Below are 26,616 nucleotides of genomic sequence, written 5' to 3'. Positions count from 1 at the left end.
CACTCGTGAGGGTGTGGGAGAGTAGGACACCGCCGGACAATCTTCCAGAGAAGCCCACCCCATCAGGGGTGGGCTTCTCTGCGTCTCCGCCCCCCTTTTTTTAGGGGTGACCGGGTTCCCTCAGACTCGCCACGGGTCACGCTTGATCCTGATTGTCGTGGCTTCGTGGGCGTGTGGAGACCACTACATCCAGGAAGTTGCACGATCTTGCGGCCGGCGGGCAGCCCGCGTGCTCGCTCAGTCTCGGGTCTGCATGCCGGCGCGGAGGTTGCGCAGCAGGCCGCCGGCGTCGCTGACCGACCGGCCCGGGAACATCGCCATGACCACGCTGCCGTGGTCGGCCCAGCCGCACACCGCGAAGTCCCCGCCCTCGCCGCTGGTGCTGCCACACTTCAGCACCCCGCCGAAGTCACCCGCGGGCAGCTCCCGCAGACCATTCACCGCACCGGTCTCGTCCGACATCAGGCGGAAGAGGCTGTCCAGGTCCCGTTCCGGCTGCCAGAGCAGGGTGGTGCCCCCGAAGATGAGCACTGAGCGCTTGTCGTCGGCCGGGTCGCGGTAGACGGTGCCGAAACTGCGGTCCAGTTCGATGTTCGCCGCCAGGCCGCTGCGTAGATAGTCGGCCGTGCTCTTCGCCCGCTCGCTGTCGTCGCGAGTCAGACCCGCCACCCGATCGGGTGAGGCCAGTTGGGTGTCCTTCTGCTGCGCCACCCGCCACCCACCGACACCAAGAACGCCGGCACCGGCGAGACCGACCACCAGCGCGACCGTCCAACCGATCTTGCGTCGGCGTGACCAGCCGCCGGACCGCTCGTCGGGGTCGCCTCCGGAGTCCCGGGTGCTCAGCTGGATCGGCTCTTCGGTGAGCTCGACCGGCTCGCGGCCGCCGTCGCGCGACCGCTCGGTGAGATGTGCGTCGGACATAGCCGACACCGTACGCGAACGGCAGGTGGCGCACGTCAGGTCTGCGGAAGCCCTCCGTAGACTTGTCCGGTGACCGAGAGACTGGATGCCCAACGCCCCGACGCCCCGACCCTTGCCGGCCAGTACCAGCCCGGTGAGGTAGAGCAGCGACGGTACGAGCAGTGGGTAGCCGGCGGGCACTTCCGGGCCTCCGCCGACAGCGACAAGCCCCCTTTCACCATCGTCATCCCGCCGCCGAACGTCACCGGCTCGCTGCACATGGGCCACGCGTTCGAGCACACGCTGATGGACGCGTTGACCCGGCGTAAGCGGATGCAGGGCTTCGAGGCGCTGTGGCTGCCGGGCATGGACCACGCCGGCATCGCCACCCAGAACCTGGTCGAGCGTCAGCTCGCCGCCGAGGGGCTGTCCCGGCACGATCTCGGCCGGGAGAAGTTCGTCGAGCGGGTCTGGCAGTGGAAGGCCGAGTCCGGTGGCGCCATCCTCGGCCAGATGCGTCGCCTCGGCGACTCCGTCGACTGGGACCGCGAGCGCTTCACCATGGACGAGGGGCTGACGCGCGCCGTCCAGACGATCTTCAAGAAGCTCTTCGACGACGGTCTGATCTACCGGGCCAACCGGATCATCAACTGGTGTCCGCGCTGCCTCACGGCGCTCTCCGACATCGAGGTCGAGCACACCGACGACGACGGCGAGCTGATCTCGATCCGCTACAGCGACGAGGTCGTGGTGGCCACCACCCGGGCCGAGACGATGCTCGGCGACACCGCCGTGGCGGTGCACCCCGACGACGAGCGCTACCAGCACCTGATCGGCACCGAGGTCGAGCTGCCGTTGACCGGTCGCCGGATCCCGATCGTCGCCGACGCGCACGTCGACCCGTCCTTCGGCACCGGCATGGTGAAGGTGACGCCGGCCCACGACCCGAACGACTTCGAGATCGGCCAGCGGCACGACCTGCCCGCGCTGACAGTGATGGACGAGCGCGGCGTGATCACCGTGCCCGGCCCGTTCGAGGGGTTGGACCGGTTCGAGGCGCGACCGGCGATCGTGGCGGCGCTGCGGGAGCAGGGCCGGATCGTCGCCGAGAAGCGTCCGTACGTGCACGCGGTCGGGCACTGCTCGCGGTGCAAGACCACCGTCGAGCCGCGGCTGTCGCTGCAGTGGTTCGTCAACACCGCCCCGCTGGCCCAGGCCGCGGGTGACGCGGTGCGTGACGGCCGGGTCCGCATCGAGCCGGCCGAGCTGGCCAAGCGCTACTTCGCCTGGGTCGACAACATGCACGACTGGTGCATCTCGCGGCAGCTGTGGTGGGGGCACCGCATCCCGGTCTGGTATGGCCCGGCGGGTGAGATCGTCTGCGTCGGCCCTGACGAGGCGCCGCCGGCCGGCGAGGGCTGGCACCAGGACGAGGACGTCCTGGACACCTGGTTCTCCAGCGGCCTGTGGCCGTTCTCCACCCTGGGCTGGCCCGAGCAGACCCCGGACCTGGCGAAGTTCTACCCGACCAGCGTGCTGGTGACCGGGTACGACATCCTGTTCTTCTGGGTCGCCCGGATGATGATGTTCGGCCTCTACGCGATGGACGGCCGGCCGCCCTTCGACGTGGTCGCGCTGCACGGCATGGTGCGCGACCAGTTCGGCAAGAAGATGTCGAAGTCGTTCGGCAACGTGGTCGACCCACTGGACTGGATCGACCGGTACGGCGCCGACGCCACCCGGTTCACCCTGGCGCGGGGCGCGAACCCCGGCCAGGACGTCCCGGTCAGCGAGGAGTGGTGCCAGGGCTCCCGCAACTTCTGCAACAAGCTCTGGAACGCCACCCGGTTCGCCCTGATGAACGGCGCGCACACCACTGGTGACCTGCCCCCCACCGAGCAGCTCTCCACCGTCGACCGGTGGATCCTGTCCCGGTTGGCGCACGTCACCGCCGAGGTCGACGAGCAGTTCGAGGCGTACGAGTTCGCCAAGGTGTGCGACCTGCTCTACCACTTCGCCTGGGACGACGTCTGCGACTGGTACGTCGAGCTGAGCAAGCCGGTGCTCGCCGAGGGCGGTGAGCGCGCGGAGGCCAGCCGTCGGGTGCTCGGGCACGTGCTCGACCAACTGCTGCGGCTGCTGCACCCGGTCATCCCGTTCGTCACCGAGGAGCTGTGGCTCGCGTTGACCGGCGGCGAGACGGTGCAGGCCGCCGCCTGGCCGGTGGCCGACCGGTCGCTGGTCGACGACGCCGCCGAGGCCGAGCTGGTCGGCGTTCAGCGGGTGGTCACCGAGATCCGCCGGTTCCGTTCCGACCAGGGGCTGCGGCCCACGCAGCGGGTGGCTGCCCGCCTGGACGGGCTGTCCGGCGCGGGTATCGCTGCCCACGAGCCGCTGATCCGCTCGCTGGTCCGGTTGGATCCGGCCGGTGACGACTTCCAGGCCAGCGCCACGTTGGCCATGCCCGGCGCGGTCGGTGTCGCGTTGGACACCCGGGGGTCGATCGACGTGGCGGCCGAGCGGGCCCGGCTGACGAAGGACCGCGCGGCAGCCGAGAAGGAGGTCGCGCAGGCCCGGGCGAAGCTCGACAACCCTGCCTTCATCGGCAAGGCCCCCGAGCCGGTGGTCGCGAAGATTCGCGGCCGGCTCGCCACCGCCGAGGCCGACCTGGTCCGGATCGACGCTGCTCTGGAGACACTGCCCTCGTGACCGACCGTACCGAATTTGCCGCCGTCGAGGCCGAGCTGAACGCCCGTGGCTTCACCCGCATGGTCTTCGAGCTGGACCGGATCGAGTCGCTGCTCGACCTGCTCGGCAGCCCGCAGCGGGCGTACCCGGCGATCCACCTGACCGGCACCAACGGCAAGACCTCAACCGCGCGGATGATCGACTCGCTGTTGCGGGCGCATGGCCTGCACACCGGGCGGTACACCAGCCCGCACCTGGAGACCGTCCGGGAGCGGATCAGCCTGGACGGGGAGCCGGTCAGCGAGGAGCGGTTCGCCTCGGTGTACCGGGAGATCAAACCGCTGGCTGAGCTGGTCGACGCGCGGTCGGACGAGCCGCTGACGTACTTCGACATGACCACCGCGCTGGCGTTCGCCACCTTCGCCGACGCGCCGGTCGACATCGCGGTGGTCGAGGTTGGCCTCGGCGGGGCGGAGGACGCCACGAACGTCCTCCAGGCCGGGGTCTGTGTGATCACCCCGATCGGGCTGGACCACACCGAGTGGCTCGGCGACACGATCCAGGACATCGCGCTGGCGAAGGCCGGCATCATCCACCCGGGGGCCACCGTGATCTCGGCGGCCCAGGAGGAGGAGGCAGCCGGTCCCCTCCTCGACCGCTGCGCCGAGGTCGGGGCCACCATCGCCCGGGAGGGCGGTGAGTTCGGCGTGCTGGGTCGGGCGGTCGCGGTCGGCGGTCAGGTGCTCACCCTCCAGGGGCTGGGTGGCGTCTACGACGATGTGTTCATTCCGCTGCACGGTGCCCACCAGGCGCAGAACGCGGCCATGGCGCTTGCCGCCGTGGAGGCGTTCCTGGGCGCGGGGGCCCGACGTCAGCTGGACATCGAGGCGGTCCGCGAGGGCTTCGCCTCGACCAGCTCCCCGGGTCGGTTGGAGCGGGTCCGTAACGCCCCGACCATCCTGCTGGACGGTGCGCACAACCCGCACGGCATGAAGGCCACCGTCACCGCGCTCCAGGAGGAGTTCGCGTTCAGCAAGCTGGTGGCCGTCATCGGCGTACTGGCCGACAAGGACGCCGAGGCGCTGCTGGAGCTGCTGGAGCCGGTGGTCGACCAGGTGGTGGTCACCCGCAACAGCTCGCCACGGGCGATGCCGGTGGAGGAACTCGCGGCGCTGGCCGCCGAGATCTTCGGCGATGAGCGGGTCGACTCGGCCGAGGAGATGCCGGACGCCATCGAGTTGGCGGTGGCGTTGGCCGAGGAGGACGTCCCCGGTGAGCTGAGCGGGGTCGGGGTGCTGGTCACCGGGTCCGTGGTGACGGTCGCCGACGCGCGCCGGCTGCTGAAGCGATGACCAGCCCGGAGCGGGACCCGCACCCCACCGAGGACCCGACCGGCCCGCCGGTCGGGCAGCCGGTGGGGGAGGAGCCCACGGCCGGGCAGCCGCGACGCTCCGGGTTGCGCAACCCGGAGCGGGCGGTACGCGGTCTCGGTGCTGGCACGCTCAGCCTGGAAGCGCTGGTGCTGTTGCTGGCGATCCAGCCGATCCGGGTGGTCGGCGGTGACCTCGGCGGTGCCGCGATCGGTGCGGTGGTGGCACTGGCGGTGGCCGCCGTGGTGCTCGCCGGCATGATGCGTCGGCAGTGGGCCTGGAACGCCGGCACCGTGCTCCAGGGGCTGCTGCTGCTGGGCGGTCTGCTGCACTGGTCACTGCTCGGGCTGGGCATCATCTTCGCCCTGGTCTGGGCGTACGCGTTGCACGTCCGCCGGGTCATTCTCGGCTGACGTCGGACCCGGCCGGCGCTGTCCGAAGGCGGGCCGGGTCAGGCGTCGGCGCGTTCGCGCCACTGGGTGAGCGCGACGCCGTGGCCATCCGGGTCGCGGAAGGCCGCCGCCCACCCCTCCAGCTTGGTGCCCCGGTTGACCACCCGGGGCGCGTACGTGAAGCGGACGCCCGACTCGCGTAACCGCTCGTACGCCGCCTCGATGTCGCTCACCTCAAGGTTGACGTGCACGAGCCGGCGGCTGATGGGCGCCGCCCCGGTCACCTCGCGCAGGACGATCCGGGTCGCCCCGGAGGCCAGGACGGCATTGTGGGCACCCTGGTCGACCTCGCTGAAGCCGAGCACGTCGCGGTAGAAGTTGAGCGACCGCTGAAGGTCGGTGACCAGCAGGGTGAGGCCCACCCCGCTGATCGGTGCGGCCGGATCCGCGCCCGCGCCCGAGCCGGCGTCGAACCCGAAGATCGCCTGGTCCAGTTCCTCGTCGGTCACCGTCGTGCGTGCGGCCCCGGCCGGTGAGGGATCGTCCAGCGGAAGATCGAGTGGGTCCAGCGGGTCGGGAGTGCCCTGGCCGGAGCGCTGCGCGGGCGGCGGGTCGAAGCGCTGCGCGCTGGGCGGGTCGACGGGGTCCTCGGCGGGCGGGGCACTCGCGCCGCTCGCCTGCGAAGCGTCGAACCGGTCGGCGGCGGGCTCGTCGAAGCGCTCCTCGGCGGGCGGGCGCGGTGCCGGAGTGGTTGCCCGTCGGGGCAGCCCGCCGGCCTGCGGCTCGACGACCACGCCCTCCAACACCACCGGGCCCCCCGGGCTCTGGTGCATCACCACGGGCTCGCGCTCCTCGGGCACGACGCCCGGGTCGTCTCGCCGGAGGTCGTCGCGCGAAGGGTCGGTCCCCAGCGGGTCACCGAGCGGGTCGCGGAACGGGTCACCGGCCGGGTCCCGGAACGGATCACCGACCGGGTCGCGGAACGGGTCACCGGCCGGGTCGCGGAAGTCGTCGTCCGGTGCGCGGTCGGCCCACGGCGGCGCGTCCTGCTGGATCAACAGCTCGTCCACCGGCTCCGCGTCGGCGAACTCCGGCGGAAGATCGGCGACGGCAGCGGCGGTCTCGGCATGGGTGAGCACCTCGTCCCAGAGGACCTTGACGTGCCGCTGGTCGTCCAACGCGACGCGGATCGGCAGGGTCTGGCCCAGCGACGGCCACTTGGAGACCGGCACCCTCGGCTCAATGATCTTCTTGGACCGCGGCGGCAGACCAGGGGCGTCGATCACCAGTTGCAGTTCGCAGCGGCCGAACGCGTACTGGGTGGGTGGTTCGGAGGCGCTGTGCACGTGCCCGACGCCGACGACCCACGTGCGACCGCCGCCGCGGACGGTCGCCAGCGCGATCGCCAGCACCAGCAGGGCGACCCCCAGAGCCACGATGGCCCAACTCGTCATGCCGAGCCCGAACAGGACGACGAACGTGGCAACGGTGCCCAGCACCGCGCCGATCAGCTTGCGTGCCGGCGCGATGGGTCGGTTCCCGCCATTCGCCACAGTGGACCTCCCGGGGTCAGGACCAGGCTAGGCCGGATCGGCCACCGGGGGAAAGACCGGCCGCCGCGCCGGTGCCGGGACCGGGTCGCTAGGCTGACCGTACCGATCCCAAGCGTTCAGCGCGTACAGGAGGAACCCAGCGTGTCCAGCAACAGCCCGGATGAGCGCAGCCTCGTTCTGATCAAGCCCGACGCGGTCCGCCGCGGCCTGGTCGGCGAGGTCCTCTCCCGCTTCGAGCGCAAGGGGCTGCGGGTCGACGCGATGGCGCACCGGACGATGGATGCCGCGCTCGCCGACGAGCACTACGCCGAGCACGTCGACAAGGCGTTCTACCCGCCGCTGAAGGACTTCATGACCGGCGGCCCGCTGGTCGCCCTGGTGCTCTCCGGCGACCAGGTCATCGACGTGGTCCGCGGGCTGGTCGGCGCCACCGACGGACGCAAGGCCGCCGCCGGCACCATCCGGGGTGACCTGTCGCTGTCCAACCGGGAGAACCTGGTGCACGCCTCCGACTCGACTGACAGCGCCAAGCGCGAGATCGCGCTCTGGTTCCCCGAGCTGGGCTGACGCCCACCGGCCCGGGATCGACCGACGACGTCCGGGTTCAGCCGACCGCCGGCACCTTCGCCGGGTTGCCGACCACGTAGACCCCGGTGATCCGTCCGTCGGCCGCGGCGATGGTCAGCGTGTACCGACTGCCGTCGGCGCGGGTGATCAGCATCGCCGGTTCCCCGTTGAGCTCCACCGGGTCCATCGCCACTCGGTGACGCGGGCCGTAGACCCCGGCGTAGAACCGGGCGATCCGGTCGGCGCCGGTGACCGGGTTGAGGGCGGCCCGCGCCCGACCGCCGCCGTCGTTCCAGGCGGTGGCGTCGGCGGCCACCAGGTCGGTGAGCCTCGCCAGGTCACCGTCGCGGGCGGCGGCGAGGAACGCGTCCAGCAGCCGCTCCCGCTCCGGGCGGCTGGCGGTGAACCGACGCTGCTCCTGCCGTACCCGCGCGGTCGCCCGGTGGTACAGCTGCCGACAGTCGGCGACGGACCGCTCCAGGATCTCGGCGATCTCCGCGTACGGCAGGTCGAAGGCCGTGTGCAGGACGTACACCGCCCGCTCCGGCGGGGTGAGCCGCTCCAGGACGTGCAGCAACGCGGTGGAGAGCGAGTCGCGTAGCTCCACCCGGTCCAACGGCCCGAACGGCGAGGGCGCGGTCGGCACCGGCTCGGGCAGCCACGTCCCGACGTACGTCTCGCGGGCCGCCTGCCGCGCGCGCAGCCGGTCCAGTGCCAACCGGGTGACCACCCTGGACAGGTACCGGCGCGGCTCCTCGACCCGGGCCCGGTCCACACCGAGCCAGCGCAGGTACGCCTCCTGGAGCACGTCCTCCGCGTCGTGCCGGCTGCCGAGCAGGCGGTACGCGAGACCGAGCAGCATCGGCCGGTGCGCCTCGAGCGCACCGGCCGCCTCCGCTGCCGCCTCGGTTGTCACGCCTGGGCCGGAGGCTCCAGCCGCATCGTCACCCCGATCCGATTCCACACGTTGATTGTGGCAATCGCGATGACGAGGTCGGCCAGTTCCTTCTCCGACCAGACCTTCGCGGCGTCATCCCACACCTCGTCCGGAACCCCGTGCTCGCCGAGCCGGGTGACCGCGTCGGTGAGGGCCAGCGCGGCCCGCTCCCGCTCGTCGAAGAAGGGAGCCTCCCGCCAGGCGGCTACCGCGAACAGTCGGCGGCTCGACTCGCCGTCGGCGAGCGCGTCCCGGCTGTGCATGTCCACGCAGTACGCGCACCCGTTGATCATCGACGCCCGCAGTTTCACCAGCTCCAGCACGGTGCGGTCGACGTTCGTCTGGACGTACTTCTCCAACCCCATGACGGCCTTGTACGCCTGTGGCGCGACCTCGGCCGGGTTCATCCGTTGCACGACTACCTCCTGATCGGTCCGACACCGGTACGACGGCCGGGCCGGGCGGGTCGTGACAACCGGGACTGTGATCCCGCTCATCTCAATGGAGAAGCCTGGATCGGCGGGCCGTCCCCGACCCCCGGTCGATCATGGAGTTGTTGCCACGACACGTCGAGTGAGGCGACAACTCCATGATCAACCTGGGTTGGGTCGGGGATGGGGCCTGCCAGCGCCGTCTGGCCCCGGCAGGCCGAACAGCTCCCCGTTGTCGACCGTCAGGTCGACGCCGCGGTCTGCCCGGACCTTCCGACGCTCGTGATCAGCAGGCTAGGAGCGACGGGTACGGGTGGGAAACGGATTCGGATCGAGCCGAATGCTCAGGCCGAGGCGCTCGTCGGCTCGTCACCGACGAGCTGCACCAGTGCCAGACCGGCCGGTTCCAGCCCGTACAACACCCGTCGGCCCACCCGGCGCCGGTGTACCACGCCGGCGGCCAACAGCGCGGAGAGCTGCTCCGACACGGTGCTCGGAGCCAGCCCCAACGTGGCCGCGAGGCCCGCGGTGGTGGCTGGCCTCGCCAGCGCCCGCAGCACCTGGGCGCGACCCCGACCGACCAGCACCGCCAGCCGGTCCGTGGCCGGTGTCGTCCGGGCCGCCGAGACCGGCCCACCCTCGGCGAGCACTGCCGCCCCGCGCGCCTGGTAGGAGACGGCGATGATCTCCGGATGGTCGGTGGCGCAGACGAGTGCCCCCTCCGAGAAGATCAAGGGAAGCAGCAGCAGTCGCTGGTTCACCGCCGTGAACTGCTGCTCCGACGGCTTCACCAGGGTCAGCACCGGCTTGTTCCAGCGCACCCGTTCGTGCAGGTTCTCCAGGAGCGCGTCCGGGCCGTACGCGGCGAGCGCCCGGGCCCGATGCAGCACCTCCTCGTCCAGCGCCGCCTGCATCGCCGGCCACCACGGCGCTATGGCCACGTCCCAGTACGCCTGGATGCCGTCGGCGAGCCGGTCCAGGGCGGCCCGCCGGTCCTTGATGAACGGGCGGAGCCACTCCGGCAGGTCGTCCGGGTGGTAGTAGTGGGGGATCTGCTCGGCGATCACCTCGGCCGGCGTCGCGCGCAGCTCGGCGAGCTGGTCGGCCAGGGTCGGCGCGGCCAACGTGGGGATCGGGCTGAGGAAGTCCGGTGCGGGTAGGCCGATGGTCAGCAGCCGGGCCGGCGCGGTCGCCGGCACGTCGTCGAGCACCCGCCGTGCGTGCCGCGCCCAGCCGGTGTACGGCCAGGGCGCCTCAATCGGATTGCGGTGCAGCAGCAACAGGCTGGTCAGCACCTCCCAGAGCGGGCTGGTGGCGATCCGGGTCCGGAGCAGCGTCGGCTCGTCCAACTCGATCCGGATCACCTGGTCAGCCTAGGGTGCCGGCGCGGGCGTTCACTCGGCGGCGGGGCGGTCGGCGGGTCGAGTATCGTTGGACCCCGAAAGGCGATGACCCGGCCATCACCGGTGAGCCTCCGGAAGAACAGCCGGGCAACCGGCCCAGTAGAACCGGACGGGTGCGGCCCGTCACAGCCGACAATGAGCGGGCGGTCGATCCTGACCGCCAAGCGGGGTGGTACCGCGGGCCACCCGGGAGCGCCGTTCCAGGCGTACCCGGAGGTTCGTCCTCGCAGACCCACGTTGAGTGAGCTGCATGAGGAGAGCGACCCCCGATGGCCTATCCGTTGCACGACGCGACCGCCGCCGGTGTTCCGGCGAGCCCGGACCTGCCCGCGGTCGAGCGCCGCGTGCTGGAGCACTGGACGGCTGACAAGACCTTCGAGGCCAGCATCGAGGCCCGCCCGGCCGGCACGGACGGCAAGAACGAGTACGTCTTCTACGACGGCCCGCCGTTCGCCAACGGCCTGCCGCACTACGGTCACCTCTTCACCGGCTACGTCAAGGACGTGGTGCCGCGCTACCAGACCATGCGCGGCCGGCACGTCGAGCGGCGTTTCGGCTGGGACTGTCACGGCCTGCCCGCCGAGGTGGTGGCCGAGAAGCAGCTCGGCATCACCAGCAAGGCGGAGATCATCGACCTGGGCGTGGACCGGTTCAACGAGGCCTGCCGTACCTCGGTGCTGGAGTTCACCCAGGACTGGGAGCGGTACATCAACCGGCAGGCCCGCTGGGTCGACTTCACCAACGACTACAAGACCCTCGACCTGGACTACATGGAAAGCGTCATGTGGGCCTTCAAGACCCTGCACGACAAGGGTCTGATCTACGAGGGCTTCCGGGTGCTGGCGTACTGCTGGCGCTGTGAGACGCCGCTGTCGAACACCGAGACCCGGATGGACGACGTCTACCGGGACCGGCACGACCCCACCCTGTCGGTGTGGTTCGAGCTGACCGCCGACGAGTCCGCACCGGAGCTGCTGCGCGGGCCGGTCAAGCTGGGCGTCTGGACCACCACGCCGTGGACCCTGCCGTCGAACCTGGCGCTCGCCGTCGGGCCCGACATCGAGTACGCGGTACTCGAACACCGGGGTTCCCCCGACAGCGAGCGCAGTGGCGACCGCTACGTCGTCGGCGCGGCGCGGCTGGCCGCGTACGCCAAGGAGCTGGAGGGTTACGAGCAGGTCGGCTCGGTGTACGGCCGGGACCTGGTCGGACGCCGCTACACGCCGCTGTTCGACTTCCTCGTCGAGCAGGCCGGGGAGAACGCCTACCAGGTGCTCGGCGCGGAGTTCGTCACCACCGAGGACGGCACCGGGATCGTGCACCTGGCCCCGGCCTTCGGTGAGGACGACCAGAACGTCTGCAACGCCGCCGGCATCCCCACCATCGTCACTGTCGACGACCACACCCGGTTCACCGCGCTGGTCCCGCCGTACCAGGGTGAGCAGGTCTTCGACGTCAACAAGCCGGTGATCCGGGAGCTGAAGGAGCGGGGGGTGGTGCTCAGGCAGGACACCTACACCCACTCGTACCCGCACTGCTGGCGTTGCGACACCCCGCTGGTCTACAAGGCGGTGTCGTCGTGGTTCGTCGCGGTGACGCAGTTCCGGGACCGGATGGTCGAGCTGAACCAGGAGATCAACTGGACGCCCGGCCACATCAAGGACGGCTCGTTCGGCAAGTGGTTGGCCAACGCCCGGGACTGGTCGATCAGCCGGAACCGGTTCTGGGGCTCGCCGATCCCGGCGTGGAAGTCCGACGACCCGAACTACCCGCGCCTGGACGTCTACGGTTCGCTGGCCGACATCGAGCGGGACTTCGGCGTACGCCTGACCGACCTGCACCGACCGGCGGTGGACGACCTGGTCCGCCCCAACCCGGACGACCCGACCGGGCAGTCGATGATGCGCCGGGTGCCGGAGGTGCTGGACTGCTGGTTCGAGTCCGGGTCGATGCCGTTCGCCCAGGTGCACTACCCGTTCGAGAACGCCGACTGGTTCGAGCACCACTACCCGGGTGACTTCATCGTCGAGTACATCGGGCAGACCCGTGGTTGGTTCTACACGATGCACGTGCTGGCCACCGCGCTGTTCGACCGGCCGGCGTTCCGTAACTGCCTGAGCCACGGCATCCTGCTCGGCTCGGACGGGCGCAAGATGTCCAAGAGCCTGCGCAACTACCCGGACGTCTACCACGTCTTCGACGCGTACGGCTCGGACGCGATGCGCTGGATGCTGATGTCCTCGCCGGTGCTGCGCGGTGGGGACATGGCGGTCACCGAGGCGGGCATCCGCGACGCCGTCCGGCAGGTGCTGCTGCCGCTGTGGAACGTGTACTACTTCTTCACGCTCTACGCCAACGCCGACGGGTATCAGGCCCGGCGACGTACCGACTCCACCCACCTGCTCGACCGGTACGTGCTGGCGAAGACGAACGAGCTGGTGTCCACTGTCGGCGCGCAGATGGACGCGTACGACATCTCCGGTGCCTGCGCCACCGTCCGGTCCTACCTTGACGCGCTGACCAACTGGTACGTGCGCCGGTCCCGGGACCGGTTCTGGTCCGGTGACGCCAACGCCTTCGACACCCTGTCGACGGTGCTGGAGACGCTCTGTCGGGTGGTGGCGCCGCTCGCGCCGCTGACCGCGGAGGAGATCTGGCGGGGCCTGACCGGGGAGCGTTCGGTGCACCTGACCGACTGGCCCTCGGCGGAGGAGTTCCCGGCCGACCACGATCTGGTCCGCGCGATGGACAACGTTCGGGCGGTCGCCTCGGCGGCGCTGTCGCTGCGCAAGGCCAAGGGGCTGCGGGTGCGACTGCCGCTGTCGACGCTGACCGTGGCCTCGCCGGCCGCGGAGCTGCTGCGGCCGTTCGCCGACCTGGTCGCCGACGAGGTCAACGTGAAGACCGTGGAGTTCAGCGCGGAGCTGTCCGCGTACTGCGAGCAGGTGTTGACTGTGGTTCCCCGGGCGCTCGGCCCACGCGTCGGCAAGCAGGTGCAGCAGGTGATCAAGGCGGTCAAGGCGGGCGAGTGGGAGCTGGTCGACGGCGCACCGGTGGCCGCCGGCGTCACCCTCGCCGAGGGTGAGTACGAGTTGCGCCTGGTCGCCGCCGACGCCGAGCACTCCGCGCCGCTGCCCGGCGGCGAGGGAGTGGTGGTGCTGGACACCGACGTCACACCGGAACTGGCCGCCGAGGGGCTGGCCCGCGACGTGGTGCGGGTGGTGCAGCAGGCCCGCCGTGACGCCGACCTGGACGTCTCGGACCGGATCGTGGTGTCGGTGTCGGCGTCCGACGAGGTACGCGCGGCGGTGGCGGCGTACCTCGACTTCGTCTCCGCGGAGGTGCTGGCCGACTCGGTCGACTTCGTCGAGGGCCCGGGCGACTCCGTCGTCGAGGGTCGGGACGGCTCCGCCGTCGAGGGGCTGGAGGGCTTCGCCGGCGAGGTCGGCGATGGTGAGCGGGTAACGGTGGTCGTCCGCCGGGTATAACGGACCATCGCCAGGGTGCGGGCGCCTCACCACCTCCGTCCGGGAGGTGTGGAGGCGTCCGCTACCGTGACACCGCCTGCTCGCATTTCATCTGCCGGAGGACCAGTGCCGCTGCTCTACACCATCGGCAAGCTGACCGTGGGCCCCACGCTGCGGGTGGCGTTCCGCCCGACCGTGGAGGGTCTGGAACACGTGCCGGAGACCGGCGGCGCGATCTTCGCCGGCAACCACCTCTCGGTGGCCGACGAGTTGTTCCTCGGCACGGTCGTGCCCCGGCACCTGGCTTTCTGGGCCAAGTCGGAATATTTCAACGGCACCGGCGTGAAGGGTGCGATCTCCAAGTTCGTCCTCACCGGCCTGGGTGCGATCCCGGTCGAGCGGGCCGGTGGCCGGGCGGCGCTGTCCGCGTTCGACGCGGCGATCCCGGCGCTCAAGGGCGGTGACCTGGTGGTGGTCTACCCGGAGGGCACCCGCTCGCCGGACGGCAAGCTCTACCGGGGGCGGACCGGCGCGGCCCGACTGGCGATCTCGGCCGGCGTGCCGATCATCCCGGTCGGCATGATCGGCACGGACAAGGCGCAGCCGATCGGCGCCCGGGTGCCCCGGCCGGGCACTGCCAAGATCACGGTTCGCTTCGGCAAACCACTCGACTTCACCGGCCGACCGGACGACCGCGCCTCGCTGCGGCAGATGACCGACGAGCTGATGAGCGAGATCCAGAAGCTCACCGGCCAGGAGTACGTGCCCCGCTACGCCCCGCCGCGCGCCCACCCGGACCCGACCCGCGACGCCTGACCCCGCCGGCCGCACCCCGGCCGGCCAGGGTGCGGCATCAGCCCCGCTCGGGTTGGACGATCTGGGCGCGCAGGGTGCCCAACAGGTCGGAACTGTCGGCGACGGAGAGTCGGGTGAACACCCCGGTGGCGATGCTGCCGTGGTCGACCGACGTGCAGACGACCACGGCACCGCCGTCGGCGCTACCCACCGCGCACCGTTCGTGCCGGCCCCGTACACCGGTGTCCACGCTCTCCGGGGCACCCAACGCGTACCGATCGGTGAGCCGGCTGATCTCGGCCTCCGCGTCCGACTCCGGGGTCAGCCGGAAGCCGGTGCCGCCGAAGACCGTCACCCGCTTGCCGCTCGTCGTGGCGTAGACGCCGGCGAACGTGTCCTCGGCCAGCCAGTTCTCCTTGCGTACCTCGCTCTCCAGCTTCTGGGCCGCCTCGGTGCTGCGGCTGTCCTGCCGCAGGCTGAGGTCGTCGACCTGGACGGGCAGGGCCGCGCGCGCCGGGTACTGGGCCGAGATCGGGAACCCGTAGTAGGCCGGGCAGCCACAACAGCAGGCCAGGGTGAGCAGCAGCAGCCACGGCCAGCGGCGTCGTCGGCGAACCGGAACCGGCACGTACCCCTTGGGGGCCTGCCACCCGGGCGGCGGCGATGGCGGTGGCGTGGTGGATCGCCGACCCCGGCGCTGCTTCGGCACCTTCGGCGGCGCGGGTGGCGACATCGGCCGGGCCGGCACCATGGGTCCGATGGCCCGGGTTGCGCCCGGGGCGGCCGGCGGCGGCACCGGCTGCGACCCGGCCGGGGGAGCGGGCGGCCCGGACCACTGCCGGGTGTTCCCCGACGAGGCGGGGGGAGCGGGCGGCCCGGACCACTGCCGGGTGTCCGGCGGCGTCGGATACGACATCGTGGGCGGCAGCGGGGGCAGTTCGGCGGAGGGCAGGTCCCAGCCGCCGGTGTCCACGCCGGCCCACGGGTCGACCGGGGTCTGGTCCTCCGGCGGCCCGGCGGCCACCGGCGGGGGAGGGGTCGGCTCGGCCGACGCGCCCCAGGCCGCTCGGCGGGGCAGCGGGGGTGGAACCGGGGCCGAACCACTCCACCTGGGCGCCGGGACGTCCGAGGCCGGAACCTCCGAGGCCGGAACCTCCTTGGTCGGGGCAGGCCCCGGCTGGTCCGGGGGTTCCGGCTGGTCCGAGGGCTCTGGCTGGTCCGAGGGCTCTGGCTGGTCCGAGGGTTCCGGCTGGTCCGGGGGTACGGGTGGGGAGGTCGGCTCGTCGGCGACCGTCCGGTCCCGCTCCGGCTCCGCGCCCGGGGTGCTCCCGTCGGCCGGCCGTGCTCCCGGCTGGGTCTCCGGCATCGCGGCAATCTCCTCTCGCGCCGAACCGAGGTTAGTACCGCGCCGCCACCCCCGCCGATCGGGCGTGCGCGCGATCGGCGGCGGACGAACGCGTACCCTTGGGCATCATGAGTGCCCCGTCCACGAGCCCGCACGCGGCCGCGACCAACTCTCGCGACGACTCCAGCTCGGCACGTCCGACGCCGGGCGTCGGCTCGGAGCCGTCGGTCTGGCCCCAGCTCGAGCCGCTGCTGCCCCAGATCTCCAAGCCCATCCAATACGTCGGGGGCGAGTTGGGTGCGGTGACGAAGGACTGGGACGCGGCGACCGTGCGCTGGGCGCTGATGTATCCCGACGCCTACGAGGTGGGCCTGCCCAACCAGGGCGTGCAGATCCTCTACGAGGTGCTCAACGAGCTGCCCGACACCCTCGCCGAGCGGACGTACGCGGTCTGGCCGGACCTGGAGTCGCTGATGCGCACGCACGGCGTGCCGCAGTTCACCGTCGACGCGCACCGGTCGGTGCGTGGGTTCGACGTGTTCGGCATCTCCTTCTCCACCGAGCTGGGCTACACGAACATGCTCACCGCGATCGACCTGGCCGGCATCCCGCTGCTGGCCGCCGACCGCACCGACGCCGACCCGGTGATCGTGGCCGGCGGGCACGCCGCGTTCAACCCGGAGCCGATCGCCGACTTCATCGACGCCGCGGTGCTCGGCGACGGCGAGGAGGCGGTCCTGGAGATCACCGCGATCGTCCGGGAGTGGAAGGCCGAGGGCTCGCCGGGCGGCCGCGACGAGCTGCTGCTGCGGCTGGCCCGCACCGAGAGCGTCTACGTGCCGCGCTTCTACGACGTCGACTACCTGCCGGACGGCCGGATCCAGCGGGTCGTACCGAACCGGGCGGACGTGCCGTTCCGGGTGCACAAGCGCACGACGATGGACCTGGACGCCTGGCCGTACCCGAAGAAGCCCCTCGTGCCGTTGGCCGAGACGGTGCACGAGCGGTACGCGGTGGAGATCTTCCGGGGTTGCACCCGGGGTTGCCGGTTCTGCCAGGCCGGAATGATCACCCGTCCGGTGCGGGAGCGGTCGATCACCACTGTCGCGCAGATGGTCCGCGAGGGCCTGGAGTTCTCCGGCTTCTCCGAGGTCGGCCTGCTGTCGCTCTCCTCGGCGGACCACTCCGAGATCGGCGACATGTGCTCGGGCCTCGCCCAGCAGTACGAGGGCACGAACGTCTCGCTGTCGCTCCCCTCGACCCGGGTGGACGCCTTCAACATCGACCTCGCGCAGGAGCTGTCCCGCAACGGGCGGCGCACCGGCCTGACCTTCGCCCCGGAGGGCGGGTCGGAGCGGATCCGCAAGGTCATCAACAAGATGGTGTCGAAGGAAGACCTGATCCGTACGGTCGTCACCGCGTACACCAACGGGTGGCGGCAGGTGAAGCTCTACTTCATGTGCGGCCTGCCCACCGAGACCGACGAGGACGTCCTCGAGATCGCCGAGATGGCCCACGAGGTGATCAGGGCCGGCCGGGCCGCGACCGGCTCCAAGGACATCCGCTGCACGGTCTCCATCGGCGGGTTCGTGCCGAAGCCGCACACCCCGTTCCAGTGGGCCGCGATGGACCGTCCGGAGGTCATCGACCACCGGCTCAAGATCCTCAAGCAGGCCATCAACGCGGACCGTTCGCTGGGCCGGGCCATCGGCTACCGGTACCACGACGGCGAGCCGTCGCTCATCGAAGGGCTGCTCTCCCGGGGTGATCGCCGGGTCGGGTCGGTCATCCGCAAGGTCTGGGAGAACGGCGGCCGGTTCGACGGGTGGAGCGAGCACTTCTCGTACCAGCGCTGGGTGCAGGCTGCGGCCGAGACGCTGCCCGCGTTCGGGGTGGACCTCGACTGGTACACCACCCGTCAGCGCGACGAGCTGGAGGTCCTGCCCTGGGACCACCTCGACTCGGGCCTCGACAAGGACTGGCTCTGGCAGGACTGGCAGGACGCGTTCAGCGAGTTCGAGCAGGACGACTGCCGGTGGACGCCCTGCTTCGACTGTGGCGTCTGCCCATCGATGGACACCGAGATCCAGATCGGCCCCACCGGCAAGAAGCTGCTACCGCTCACCCCGCTGGGCGGCAACGGCATGAAGGTCCCGTCGGGCCACTCGCACTCGCACCCCTGACCGCGCCGCGGTGAGGTAGCGCCGGCTGGCGGTGACCCGCCACCCTCCACATCCGACATGTCGCCCAACGGGTCCGCGTCTCGCGGGCCCGTTGGCGTTGTTCGGCCTCGGCCCGCCCGGTGGGCCGCGCCGGACCCTCCGCGAGATCGGCCGTCATCTGTACCACGTGCTGGTGGCTGGGGCTGCCTCGACTAGGTCAGACTCGATACGCTGCGTCTGACATGGACCGACCCGGCGGGTCGGGGACGGGGGAGGAATCGCATGGGTAGCATCCCGCCGCCGAGCATCGGCGATCTGCACGTCAGCGTCGAGGACCTGGACGCCGCCGCCACATACGTCGAGCGGCTCAGGCAGTACATCGACGACACCATCAAGTACGAGATGGAACGCATCAAGACGCGGATGAAGGGCGACAGCAACAACGCCCAGGCCGTCCCCGGCGGCACGCCGTTCGGCGCGTACGAGGACGCCGTCATGCAGTGGCGGGCCCTGGAGGCGTCAACGGTGAACATGGAAGCGCACCTCACCACGCTCTCCCAGAAGCTCGCCGCGCTCAAGGAGGGCACCGAGGAGATCGCCAAGGCGTTCCGCGACACCGAGGCGCGCAACGGCGCCAACGGCAAGGAGATCGAACGGCTGCTGGAGTCGGCGGCGCCGCCGCCCACGGCCAGCGGCGCGCCCACCTACCCGTACACGGCCTGAGGGGGACGTCATGGCTGGAGGAACCTGGGAGCGGTGCGTCCGCGAGGTGACGCTCTCCGCGGACCCGGAAACGGTCGGATCGGTCGGAGCGGGCTGGAGCAACCTCTCCAGCGGCCTGCAACAGCTGCGGGACGCGCTCGTCGGTCGCTCGTTCGTCGGCCCGATCGCGACCGGCCAGGAGCGCCCGCACGTCGGCGGGCTGCCCGGGATGCTCGCCGGTTGGAAGGGCGGCGGTGGTGACGCGTACCGCGAGCACCTGGGCAAGATCGGCAAGCAGATCGAGGATCTCATCACCGACGCGACCAACGTCAGTGGCGCGTTGACGCGGATCGAGGGCGACATCCGCAAGTCGGTCTCCACGATCCCGATCCCGCTGATGGACGACTTCGGCTTCAACGAGTGGAGCCTGCCCAACGGCACCGAGCTCGACGATGCCCGCGACGGCGAGAGCTCGTCGGGGTTCCTCGCCGCGCTGCGCAAGGACTACCAGAGCAACCCCGGCTCGTACGCCGACGGCGCGTTCCGGGACAAGGCCGACGACCTGGAAGCGACGATGAAGGTCGACGGCCAGGCCGGTGACCAGAAGCGGGGCGGCTGGTGGGACACCGGAGCCCACCTGGACAACTGGTACCGGGACAATCAGAACGCGGCGAACACGGCGATGGCGCCGCTGCCCCAGGCTGTCTATACGGAGCGCCCCAAGCTCACCGTCAACAGCCCGGAAAAAGGGGCAATAGAGGACGATTTTCGTCGGGACCCCCGGGTCCCGCCCTCGGGGCGGCCCGACATCAGTGGTGGCGAATTCGGCGGGAAGCCCGACATCGGTGGTGGCGGCCCCACGATCGGCAGCAGGCCGCCGGGCATCGGTGACACGGGAGGTCCGACGTCCACCGTCGACCCGTTCTCCCCGACCAAGCCCGGTGGGCTTGGTGAGGGCTCGCCCACCGGCGGCACGGGTCAGTTCACACCCCCGTCGACGGGCTCCAGCTTGCCGGGCTACGCGGACGACGACGCTGGCTACAGCAGCGGGCTGGCCGGCGCCACCCCGGGCGGGGTCGGCGGCCTGGGCGGCGGCATCGGCGGCGGCGGGGTCGGCAGCGCCGGTCTCGGTGGCGCCGGCGGTGGTTTCGGAGGCGGTGCCGGGGTCGGCTCGGCCGGCGGGATCGGCGGCGGTGCCGGCGGTGGCCTGGGCGGCGGTGCCGGGATCGGCGTGGGCGGCATCCCCGGCATGGTGGGTGGCGGCAACGGAAAACTGCCGCCGATGACGAGCGCGGCGAACGCGTTGCGCACCGCCCAGGCCGCCGGCGGCGCCGGGATGGCGGGCGGCGCGCGTGGTGCCGGCGTCGGCGGTGCCGGAATGATGGGCGGCGGAATGATGGGCGGCGCGGGTGGCGCCGGCCAGGGTGGCAGCACCGGCTCCGAGCACTCGTCGTGGTTGACTGAGGATGACGATCCGTGGGGTCCTGGTGACGGGGCGTCCCCGGGTGTCCTTCGATGAGGATGGACGGATGAGGGTGAACGTCGGACGCCTCCGGCCGGTAGTCGCCTGTCTGCTGGCGGGGTTCCTGGTGGTGGGGGCCGCTCAGCCGGCGGCAGCCGCGCCCCGGCGCGCCGAGCAGTGGTATCTGGACGAGCTCCGGATCGACCAGGTGCACAAGATCTCGACCGGGCGGGGCGTGGTCGTGGCCGTGGTCGACACCGGCGTCGAGGCCAGCCACCCGGACCTGCGAGGTCAGGTGCTTCCCGGTGGACGCAGCTACGGCGCCTCCGGAGACGGCCGGGCCGACGAGGTCGGGCACGGCACGCACATGGCCGGCATCATCGCGGCGAAACCCAGCGGCGACGGGGTGGACGGCATCGCCCCCGGCGCGAAGATCCTGCCCATCAAGATGCGCAAGGAGGACGGGGTCTACACCGACGCCGAGATCGCCCGGGGCATCCGGATGGCCGTCGACGGCGGGGCCAAAGTGATCAACGTATCCATTGGTAGCCCCGGCTTCGCCAATCCCGTGCAGAAGAGCGCAATCCAGTACGCGTTGGACCGTGACGTCGTCCTGGTCGCCTCCGCGGGTAACACCGCCCAGGGCCGCACCACAGTGGGCAAGCCCGCCAACACCCCCGGTGTCATCGCGGTGACCGGGACGACCAGGGGCGGCGCGTTCTGGTCCGGTTCGGTCCAGGGGCCGGAGGCGGTGGTCGCCGCTCCGGGCGACGGGATCTACAACGTCGCCAACGAGGGCGGCTACGGCTGGGGCGACGGGACCTCCGACTCGAGCGCGGTCGTCTCCGGTCTCGCCGCGTTGATCCGGTCGAAATATCCGGACCTCAGCGCTCCCAACGTGATCAATCGGATCATCCGGACCGCGCGGGACGCCGGTGCGTCCGGGCGGGACCCGCAGTACGGCTTCGGGGTGATCGACCCGACGCGGGCGCTGACCGCGAACGTCCCACCGGTCACCGCCAATCCGCTGCTCGACCCGGCCGTCGCGGCGACCGACCCGGGGCCGGGTCGTGCCGAGGGTGCGGACGAGGAGTTCGACGTCACCCAGCACGGCGATCGCGGTGGCCCCACCGACCAGCAGGTCATGGTGGTCGGCATCGGCATCGCCGTGGTGCTGGTGTTGCTGCTGGGTCTGGTGGTCTTCCTCATCTGGAACCGTCGTCGGTACCGGCGGGAGGCGGCCCGGGCCGCCGACATCCCGGACGAGGTGCTCGACCGGGTGGCCCAGGATGTATACCCCCCACCTGACGCGGGTTACGCCCCACCGCCGGGCTACCCGCCCCCACCCGGCTACGCCCCCCCTGGCGGGTACGCGCCGCCTTCCGGCTACGCCCCTCCCTCGGGTTACGTTCCTCCCTCGGGCTACACCCCGCCCTCCGGCTACGGTCCGTCGCCGGGCGGGTCACCGCCCGCGCCGCCGACGGAGCGGTAACCGGTTCCGATCATGGTGGCCGGCTGGTGACCTCCGCGTCGCCGGCCGGCCATCGGCTTTCGCGGCGGGTGGTCACGACCGTGGCGACCGGTTTGCGGCCGTCCGCCAGGGCGGTTTCGGCCGCCCCGGCTGCGTACCGTCACGAGCCCTGCGCCAGGATGGGCGGACACGCAGGTACACCCGAGGAGCCCACGATCGCCAAAAAGCCTCAACCCGAGGGCGGCCAGGCACCGGTCGTCCAGCGCGTCCGCATCCGGTACGCCAAACGCGGGCCGCTGCGATTCACCTCGCACCGGGACTTCGCCCGGGCGTTCGAGCGCGCGCTACGCCGGGCGGCTGTGCCGGTCGCCTTCTCCCAGGGTTTCCACCCGCACCCGAAGATCTCCTACGCCAGCGCCGCCCCGACCGGGGTGGCGAGCGAGGCGGAGTACCTGGAAATCGCCCTTCAGGCGGCGGTCGACCCGGAGGCGTTGCGCGCCGCGTTGGACGCCGCGCTCTCGCCGGGGCTGGACGTCCTGGACGCCGTGATCGCCGAAGGGGGCAACCTGCCGGACCGGATCGAGGCGTCGCACTGGCACATCGAGTTGCCTGAGGTCGACACCGCGGTGCTGCGCGACGCCGTGGACGCCTTCGTCGCGGCCGAGGAGGTGCTGGTCGAGCGGATGACCAAGCAGGGTCGACGTACTTTCGACGCCCGCGCCGCCGTGATGGCGATCGATGTCCAACTGCCGACGCCGACGCCTTCCGGGGCGCCGGCCGTACCGTGTGCGATACTCGAACTGGTCGTGCGGCAGGTCACCCCGTCCGTACGGCCCGATGACGTCCTTTCCGGCCTCCGCGTGGTGGCCGACCTGGAGCCGCCGGTTTCGCCGAGGGTGACACGGCTGGCTCAGGGCACGTTGACCGCGCAGGGTGCGATCGTGGATCCGTTGGATGCGGACCGCGACGGGGCAGCCATCGTTGGGCACTGACCGACGGTCGGTGTTCTGGCAGGCAGACTTCGGCGGTCGCGCACCACGCGCGCCCGGCGGAAACACTTTTGCGGCGACCCTGCGTGGCAGCGCTCACCCGCGCCCGGGCTAGCCAGAACTGGAGAACGTCCATGCTCGAGAACGAGCCCGAGGGCGGCGAACGGGCCGGTTCACAGCCGGCCGGTGCAAACGCCGACCAGAGCACCACGGCCGACGGCGGCGCCGTCGATACCCCCACCACGGCTGTCGGTTCGGCCTCGGTGGAACCGGCCGGCGCGGAGAGCGCTTCCGCTGAGGCCGCCGAACCCGCCGCGCCGGTGCGGCGCACCCGGGCGACCCGTCGTCGGGCCGCCCCGCTCAACCAGCCGGAGCAGACCGACGCCCCGATCGAGGCGCCCACCGGTGGCGCCGGCAACGTCGAGTCGCCGCAGGCGGAGGTCTTCGCCCCGATCTCCGGCGACCTGGACGTCGCACCGAAGACCCCCCGGCGTCGCCGCAAGGCCACCCCCGTCGAGACGACCGCCGAGGAGCCGCTGGTCGCCGCCGCTGCGGAGGCGGCCTCGGCCGAGGTGGTGCCGCCGGTCAAGGTGACCCGTACCCGGCGCAAGAAGGCCACGCCGGCGGCCGTCGAGGAGCCGCCCGCCGCCGAGCAGCCGGCCGCGGCCGACGAGCCGCTCGCGGTCGAGGAGCCGGTCGTCGAGGAGCCCGACGTCACCGAGGAACCGGCGGAGTCCGACCTGCGCGAGGCCGAGGCCGAGTTGAACGACTCCCCGGCCCTCCCGAGCACGTCCGCTGCCGAGCTGGCCTGGAGCAGCGGTGCGCAGGACCGCTCCGGCGAGGTGCCACCGGGTGTGGCCGTCTCCGGTGTGACGGATGAGCCGAACGAGCCGGCCGAGATCGAGCCGGAGCAGCCGCGTACCCGTCGTCGGCGCGCTGCGCTCTCCGCGCCCACCGTGCTCTTCATGGCACCCCAGCCGGACGCCGTGCCGGTGACCCGACCGGTGGAGCCCGCCGCGGCGACCGAGGAGCCGGCCGTCGAGGAAGCCGCCGAGCCGTCCCGCCGCCGCCGGCGTGGTCGCCGTGAGGCCGAGCCGGTGGAGCCGATCGAGGCCGTCGAGGCCGAAGAGGAGCCGACCGAGGAGGCCGACGAGGCCGCCGAGGCGGATGAGGACGACGAGGACAGCGCCGCCGCGCGCCGCCGCCGCCGACGTGGTCGCCGGGGCCGTGGCCGCGGCAAGGGCGGAGCCGACGACGCCGAGGACGAGGAGTCCGAGGAGGCGGCGCAGGCCGACGAGGAAGAGACCGCCGAGGTCGAAGCCGAGGGCGACGAGGACGAGGAGTCCGAGGGCGGGGACGGTCTGACCCGTCGTCGTCGTCGCCGCCGCCGTCGTGGCGCCGGTGACACCGAGGGTGCGGCGGACGACGGCGTGCCGACCGTGGTGAAGATCCGCGAGCCGCGTCGGACCGTCGACGAGGTGCAGGGTGTGTCCGGCTCGACCCGGCTGGAGGCCAAGCGCCAGCGCCGCCGGGACGGTCGGGAGCAGCGCCGTACCCGCCCGCCGATCCTCAGCGAGTCGGAGTTCCTGGCGCGCCGCGAGGCCGTCGACCGGGTGATGGCGGTCCGCCAGCGCGGTGACCGCACCCAGATCGCCGTCCTGGAGGACGGCGTGCTGGTCGAGCACTACGTCACCCGCAATTCCTCCGGGACGATGGCCGGCAACGTGTATCTCGGCAAGGTGCAGAACGTGCTGCCGAGCATGGAGGCCGCGTTCGTCGACGTCGGTCGGGGCCGCAACGCCGTGCTGTACGCCGGCGAGGTCAACTGGGACACCTCCGGGTTGGAGGGGCGGGCCCGCTCGATCGAGCAGGCGCTGCGCTCCGGCGACTCGGTGCTGGTCCAGGTCACCAAGGACCCGATCGGGCACAAGGGCGCACGGCTGACCAGCCACATCGCCCTCTCGGGCCGACACCTGGTCTACGTGCCCAACGGCAACGCCTCCGGGATCAGCCGCAAGCTGCCGGACAACGAGCGCAAGCGGCTGCGGGACGTGCTCAAGAAGCTGGTCCCGGACGGCGCGGGCGTGATCGTCCGGACGGCCGCCGAGGGCGCCACCGAGGACGAGTTGGCCCGCGACGTCAAGCGGCTCCAGGCGCAGTGGGAGGACATCCAGGCCAAGGCTGCCGAGGGTGGCGCTCCGGTGCTGCTCTACGGGGAGCCCGACCTGGTCATCCGGGTGGTCCGGGACCTGTTCAACGAAGACTTCCGCGAGCTCGTGATCGAGGGCGAGCAGTCGTACGACATGGTCGAGTCGTACCTGTCGCACGTCTCCCCGGACCTGGTCGACCGGGTGCGCCGGCACGTCGGCACGAGCGACGTCTTCGCCGAGTACCGGATCGACGAGCAGATCATCAAGGGCCTGGACCGCAAGGTCTTCCTGCCCTCCGGCGGCTCGCTGGTGATCGACCGTACCGAGGCGATGACTGTCGTCGACGTCAACACCGGCAAGTACACCGGCTCCGGGGGCAACCTGGAGGAGACCGTCACCCGTAACAACCTGGAGGCGGCGGAGGAGATCGTCCGTCAGCTCCGGCTGCGGGACATCGGCGGCATCGTGGTGATCGACTTCATCGACATGGTGCTGGAGTCGAACCGTGAGCTGGTGCTGCGCCGACTCACTGAGTGCCTGGGTCGGGACCGCACCAAGCACCAGGTCACCGAGATCACGTCGCTCGGCCTGGTGCAGATGACTCGTAAGCGGATCGGCGCGGGCCTGCTGGAGGCGTTCAGCGAGACCTGCGAGTGCTGCAAGGGCCGGGGCGTCATCATCCACACCGAGCCGGTGCCGGAGAAGCCGCGTCCCGCTGGCGCGGGGGAGAAGGTCAAGGCGGTCGCCTCAGCGGTGGCTCCCGCTCCGGCGGCCGAGCAGGGTGCCCCCTCGTCCCGTCGCCGGGCGCGCAAGAACGCCCCGGCCGCGGCCGAGCGGACCGCTGTCGAGGTCGTCGACACCGACACCACGGCCGAGCCGGACGCCGACTACCAGGACACCATGGGCTACGACCTGTCCCGCTACGAGTCGGACACTGCCGCCGCACCGGCGATCTCCGACGCTCAGCAGGGTGAGTCGGCTCGGTTGGCCGCGGCGGACGACCCGGACGCGCTCGCCGACGCTGAGGGCGACGAGGAAAGCGCCGAGGGCGGTGGCGGCCGTCGCCGGTCGCGTCGCGGTGGCGCCCGTCGGCGGACCCGCCCCTGAGCGCCTGACCGGCCACGTGTTTGACGAGGTCCCTCTCCCGGCAAAGTGACGGGGGAGGGACCTCGCCGTTGTGGCCACCCGGTCCTCGGTCGGCTGTCCCCGGTCAGGAGAAGAAGATGCGCCGTCTGCTCGCGGTCACCGCGCTGCTCACCATGCTCTCCGTCGCGGCCGGCTGCTCCACCGGTGGGACCGCCGAGGACGCCGGCTCGGCGGTCGCTGGCACCCCGGGGGGCCCGACCGGCATGCCGGCCAGCGGTGGTGTGGCGGGCGGCAACGCCACGCAGGTGTGCGCCGCCACACAGGAGGCCAGCACCACTGCCGCCCGGACGTACGTGGCTGAGCTCGGTCGGATGCTCGCGGCGGTGGGCGCCGGGGACAGCCGCACCGCCGAGGCCGCCCGGGGCCGGGCCGAGGGGGCGCTGGCGGGCTGGCGGACCGTACTGCGGGAGCAGTCGGAGCGGACCGACGATCCGCAGCTCAAGACGCTGCTCACCGACCTCGGCACCGAGGTTTCGGCACTCGGTGCCGACGTCGAGTCGATCGACGAGACCGAACTCGACCGGCTCCAGCAGCGCCTCGACCAGCTCTGCGCGCGCTGACCAGGGCGGGCCGGTTTGGGGTCCGGGCCAGCGATGGCGTACTCTTGCCTGCGGCCCACCTTTGGTGTGCCGAGTTCCCGTGTGCCCGCGCCGCCGTGCACTGCTACCCGGCGAGCCGCTGCG

At 71.6% G+C, this 26,616-nt stretch carries 19 protein-coding genes; 13 read left to right on the top strand and 6 right to left on the bottom strand.

Annotated elements, in window-relative coordinates:
• Positions 1–237 precede the first annotated feature (237 nt).
• Positions 238–924 carry a hypothetical protein gene (locus tag ACGF3C_RS17035; RefSeq protein WP_393222821.1) on the bottom strand — a complete coding sequence of 229 codons (687 nt, stop codon included), beginning with the start codon at positions 922–924 and terminating at the stop codon, positions 238–240.
• A 69-nt stretch (positions 925–993) separates the two neighbouring features.
• Here ACGF3C_RS17035 and ACGF3C_RS17030 point away from each other — a divergent pair, with 69 nt between their 5' ends.
• The 3 genes from ACGF3C_RS17030 to ACGF3C_RS17020 are packed head-to-tail and all read left to right on the top strand — an operon-like array spanning position 994 to position 5,374.
• A complete protein-coding gene (locus tag ACGF3C_RS17030; RefSeq protein ID WP_357207475.1) occupies positions 994–3,612 on the top strand; it encodes a valine--tRNA ligase in 2,619 nt (872 codons plus the stop codon).
• Positions 3,609–4,943 carry a bifunctional folylpolyglutamate synthase/dihydrofolate synthase gene (locus ACGF3C_RS17025; protein ID WP_393222817.1) on the top strand — a complete coding sequence of 445 codons (1,335 nt, stop codon included), beginning with the start codon at positions 3,609–3,611 and terminating at the stop codon, positions 4,941–4,943. Before ACGF3C_RS17030 ends, ACGF3C_RS17025 begins: the two co-directional genes overlap by 4 nt.
• Positions 4,940–5,374, top strand: coding sequence for a DUF4233 domain-containing protein (locus ACGF3C_RS17020; protein ID WP_393222814.1), 435 nt, complete (start codon positions 4,940–4,942; stop codon positions 5,372–5,374). Before ACGF3C_RS17025 ends, ACGF3C_RS17020 begins: the two co-directional genes overlap by 4 nt.
• Positions 5,375–5,412: 38 nt before the next feature.
• On the opposite strand, the gene ACGF3C_RS17015 is transcribed toward ACGF3C_RS17020, so the two are convergent.
• Complete coding sequence (locus ACGF3C_RS17015) at positions 5,413–6,906, bottom strand: VOC family protein (RefSeq protein ID WP_393222811.1); 1,494 nt, start codon at positions 6,904–6,906, stop codon at positions 5,413–5,415.
• Between the two features lie 141 nt (positions 6,907–7,047).
• On the opposite strand from ACGF3C_RS17015, the gene ndk reads away from it, so the two are divergent.
• On the top strand, positions 7,048–7,473 hold the full coding sequence (gene ndk, locus ACGF3C_RS17010; protein ID WP_393222809.1) for a nucleoside-diphosphate kinase: 426 nt from the start codon (positions 7,048–7,050) through the stop codon (positions 7,471–7,473).
• A gap of 37 nt (positions 7,474–7,510) precedes the next feature.
• On the opposite strand, the gene sigJ is transcribed toward ndk, so the two are convergent.
• From sigJ to ACGF3C_RS16995, 3 genes are all read right to left on the bottom strand, one after another.
• On the bottom strand, positions 7,511–8,389 hold the full coding sequence (gene sigJ / locus ACGF3C_RS17005; protein WP_393222806.1) for an RNA polymerase sigma factor SigJ: 879 nt from the start codon (positions 8,387–8,389) through the stop codon (positions 7,511–7,513).
• A complete protein-coding gene (locus tag ACGF3C_RS17000; protein WP_393222893.1) occupies positions 8,386–8,817 on the bottom strand; it encodes a carboxymuconolactone decarboxylase family protein in 432 nt (143 codons plus the stop codon). The genes sigJ and ACGF3C_RS17000 overlap by 4 nt, the downstream gene beginning before the upstream one ends.
• Positions 8,818–9,185: 368 nt before the next feature.
• A complete protein-coding gene (locus ACGF3C_RS16995) occupies positions 9,186–10,205 on the bottom strand; it encodes an ArsR family transcriptional regulator (RefSeq protein WP_393222803.1) in 1,020 nt (339 codons plus the stop codon).
• A gap of 308 nt (positions 10,206–10,513) precedes the next feature.
• Here ACGF3C_RS16995 and ileS point away from each other — a divergent pair, with 308 nt between their 5' ends.
• Together ileS and ACGF3C_RS16985 are read left to right on the top strand one after the other, a co-directional pair.
• The gene (ileS, locus tag ACGF3C_RS16990) at positions 10,514–13,732 is read left to right on the top strand and encodes an isoleucine--tRNA ligase (RefSeq protein WP_393222800.1); all 3,219 of its coding nucleotides are present in this window, start codon (positions 10,514–10,516) and stop codon (positions 13,730–13,732) included.
• Positions 13,733–13,837: 105 nt separating this feature from the next.
• Complete coding sequence (locus ACGF3C_RS16985; RefSeq protein ID WP_355009324.1) at positions 13,838–14,527, top strand: lysophospholipid acyltransferase family protein; 690 nt, start codon at positions 13,838–13,840, stop codon at positions 14,525–14,527.
• 37 nt (positions 14,528–14,564) lie between these two features.
• On the opposite strand, the gene ACGF3C_RS16980 is transcribed toward ACGF3C_RS16985, so the two are convergent.
• Positions 14,565–15,872: a hypothetical protein gene (locus tag ACGF3C_RS16980; RefSeq protein ID WP_393222796.1), complete on the bottom strand. Its 1,308-nt coding sequence runs from the start codon at positions 15,870–15,872 to the stop codon at positions 14,565–14,567.
• Between the two features lie 107 nt (positions 15,873–15,979).
• Between ACGF3C_RS16980 and ACGF3C_RS16975 the strand changes: the two genes are divergently transcribed.
• From ACGF3C_RS16975 to ACGF3C_RS16945, 7 genes are all read left to right on the top strand, one after another.
• Positions 15,980–18,034, top strand: coding sequence for a TIGR03960 family B12-binding radical SAM protein (locus ACGF3C_RS16975; protein ID WP_357224265.1), 2,055 nt, complete (start codon positions 15,980–15,982; stop codon positions 18,032–18,034).
• A gap of 261 nt (positions 18,035–18,295) precedes the next feature.
• Positions 18,296–18,736 carry a hypothetical protein gene (locus ACGF3C_RS16970; RefSeq protein ID WP_357224262.1) on the top strand — a complete coding sequence of 147 codons (441 nt, stop codon included), beginning with the start codon at positions 18,296–18,298 and terminating at the stop codon, positions 18,734–18,736.
• 10 nt (positions 18,737–18,746) lie between these two features.
• Positions 18,747–20,234, top strand: coding sequence for a hypothetical protein (locus ACGF3C_RS16965; RefSeq protein ID WP_357224258.1), 1,488 nt, complete (start codon positions 18,747–18,749; stop codon positions 20,232–20,234).
• 10 nt (positions 20,235–20,244) lie between these two features.
• Positions 20,245–21,669, top strand: coding sequence for a type VII secretion-associated serine protease mycosin (mycP, locus tag ACGF3C_RS16960; RefSeq protein ID WP_393222792.1), 1,425 nt, complete (start codon positions 20,245–20,247; stop codon positions 21,667–21,669).
• Between the two features lie 158 nt (positions 21,670–21,827).
• Positions 21,828–22,640 carry a TIGR03936 family radical SAM-associated protein gene (locus ACGF3C_RS16955; RefSeq protein ID WP_357224249.1) on the top strand — a complete coding sequence of 271 codons (813 nt, stop codon included), beginning with the start codon at positions 21,828–21,830 and terminating at the stop codon, positions 22,638–22,640.
• 131 nt (positions 22,641–22,771) lie between these two features.
• Positions 22,772–25,894 (top strand): ribonuclease E/G, encoded by a 3,123-nt coding sequence (locus tag ACGF3C_RS16950; RefSeq protein ID WP_393222788.1) that lies wholly within the window; start codon positions 22,772–22,774, stop codon positions 25,892–25,894.
• A gap of 116 nt (positions 25,895–26,010) precedes the next feature.
• Positions 26,011–26,493, top strand: coding sequence for a hypothetical protein (locus ACGF3C_RS16945; protein ID WP_357224241.1), 483 nt, complete (start codon positions 26,011–26,013; stop codon positions 26,491–26,493).
• Positions 26,494–26,616 lie beyond the last annotated feature (123 nt).

Origin of the sequence: Micromonospora sp. NPDC047762 (assembly GCF_043204655.1) — a bacterium.
In the GTDB taxonomy this organism is placed as follows: Bacteria; Actinomycetota; Actinomycetes; order Mycobacteriales; family Micromonosporaceae; genus Micromonospora.
This window is presented reverse-complemented; position numbering and strand designations above follow the sequence as displayed.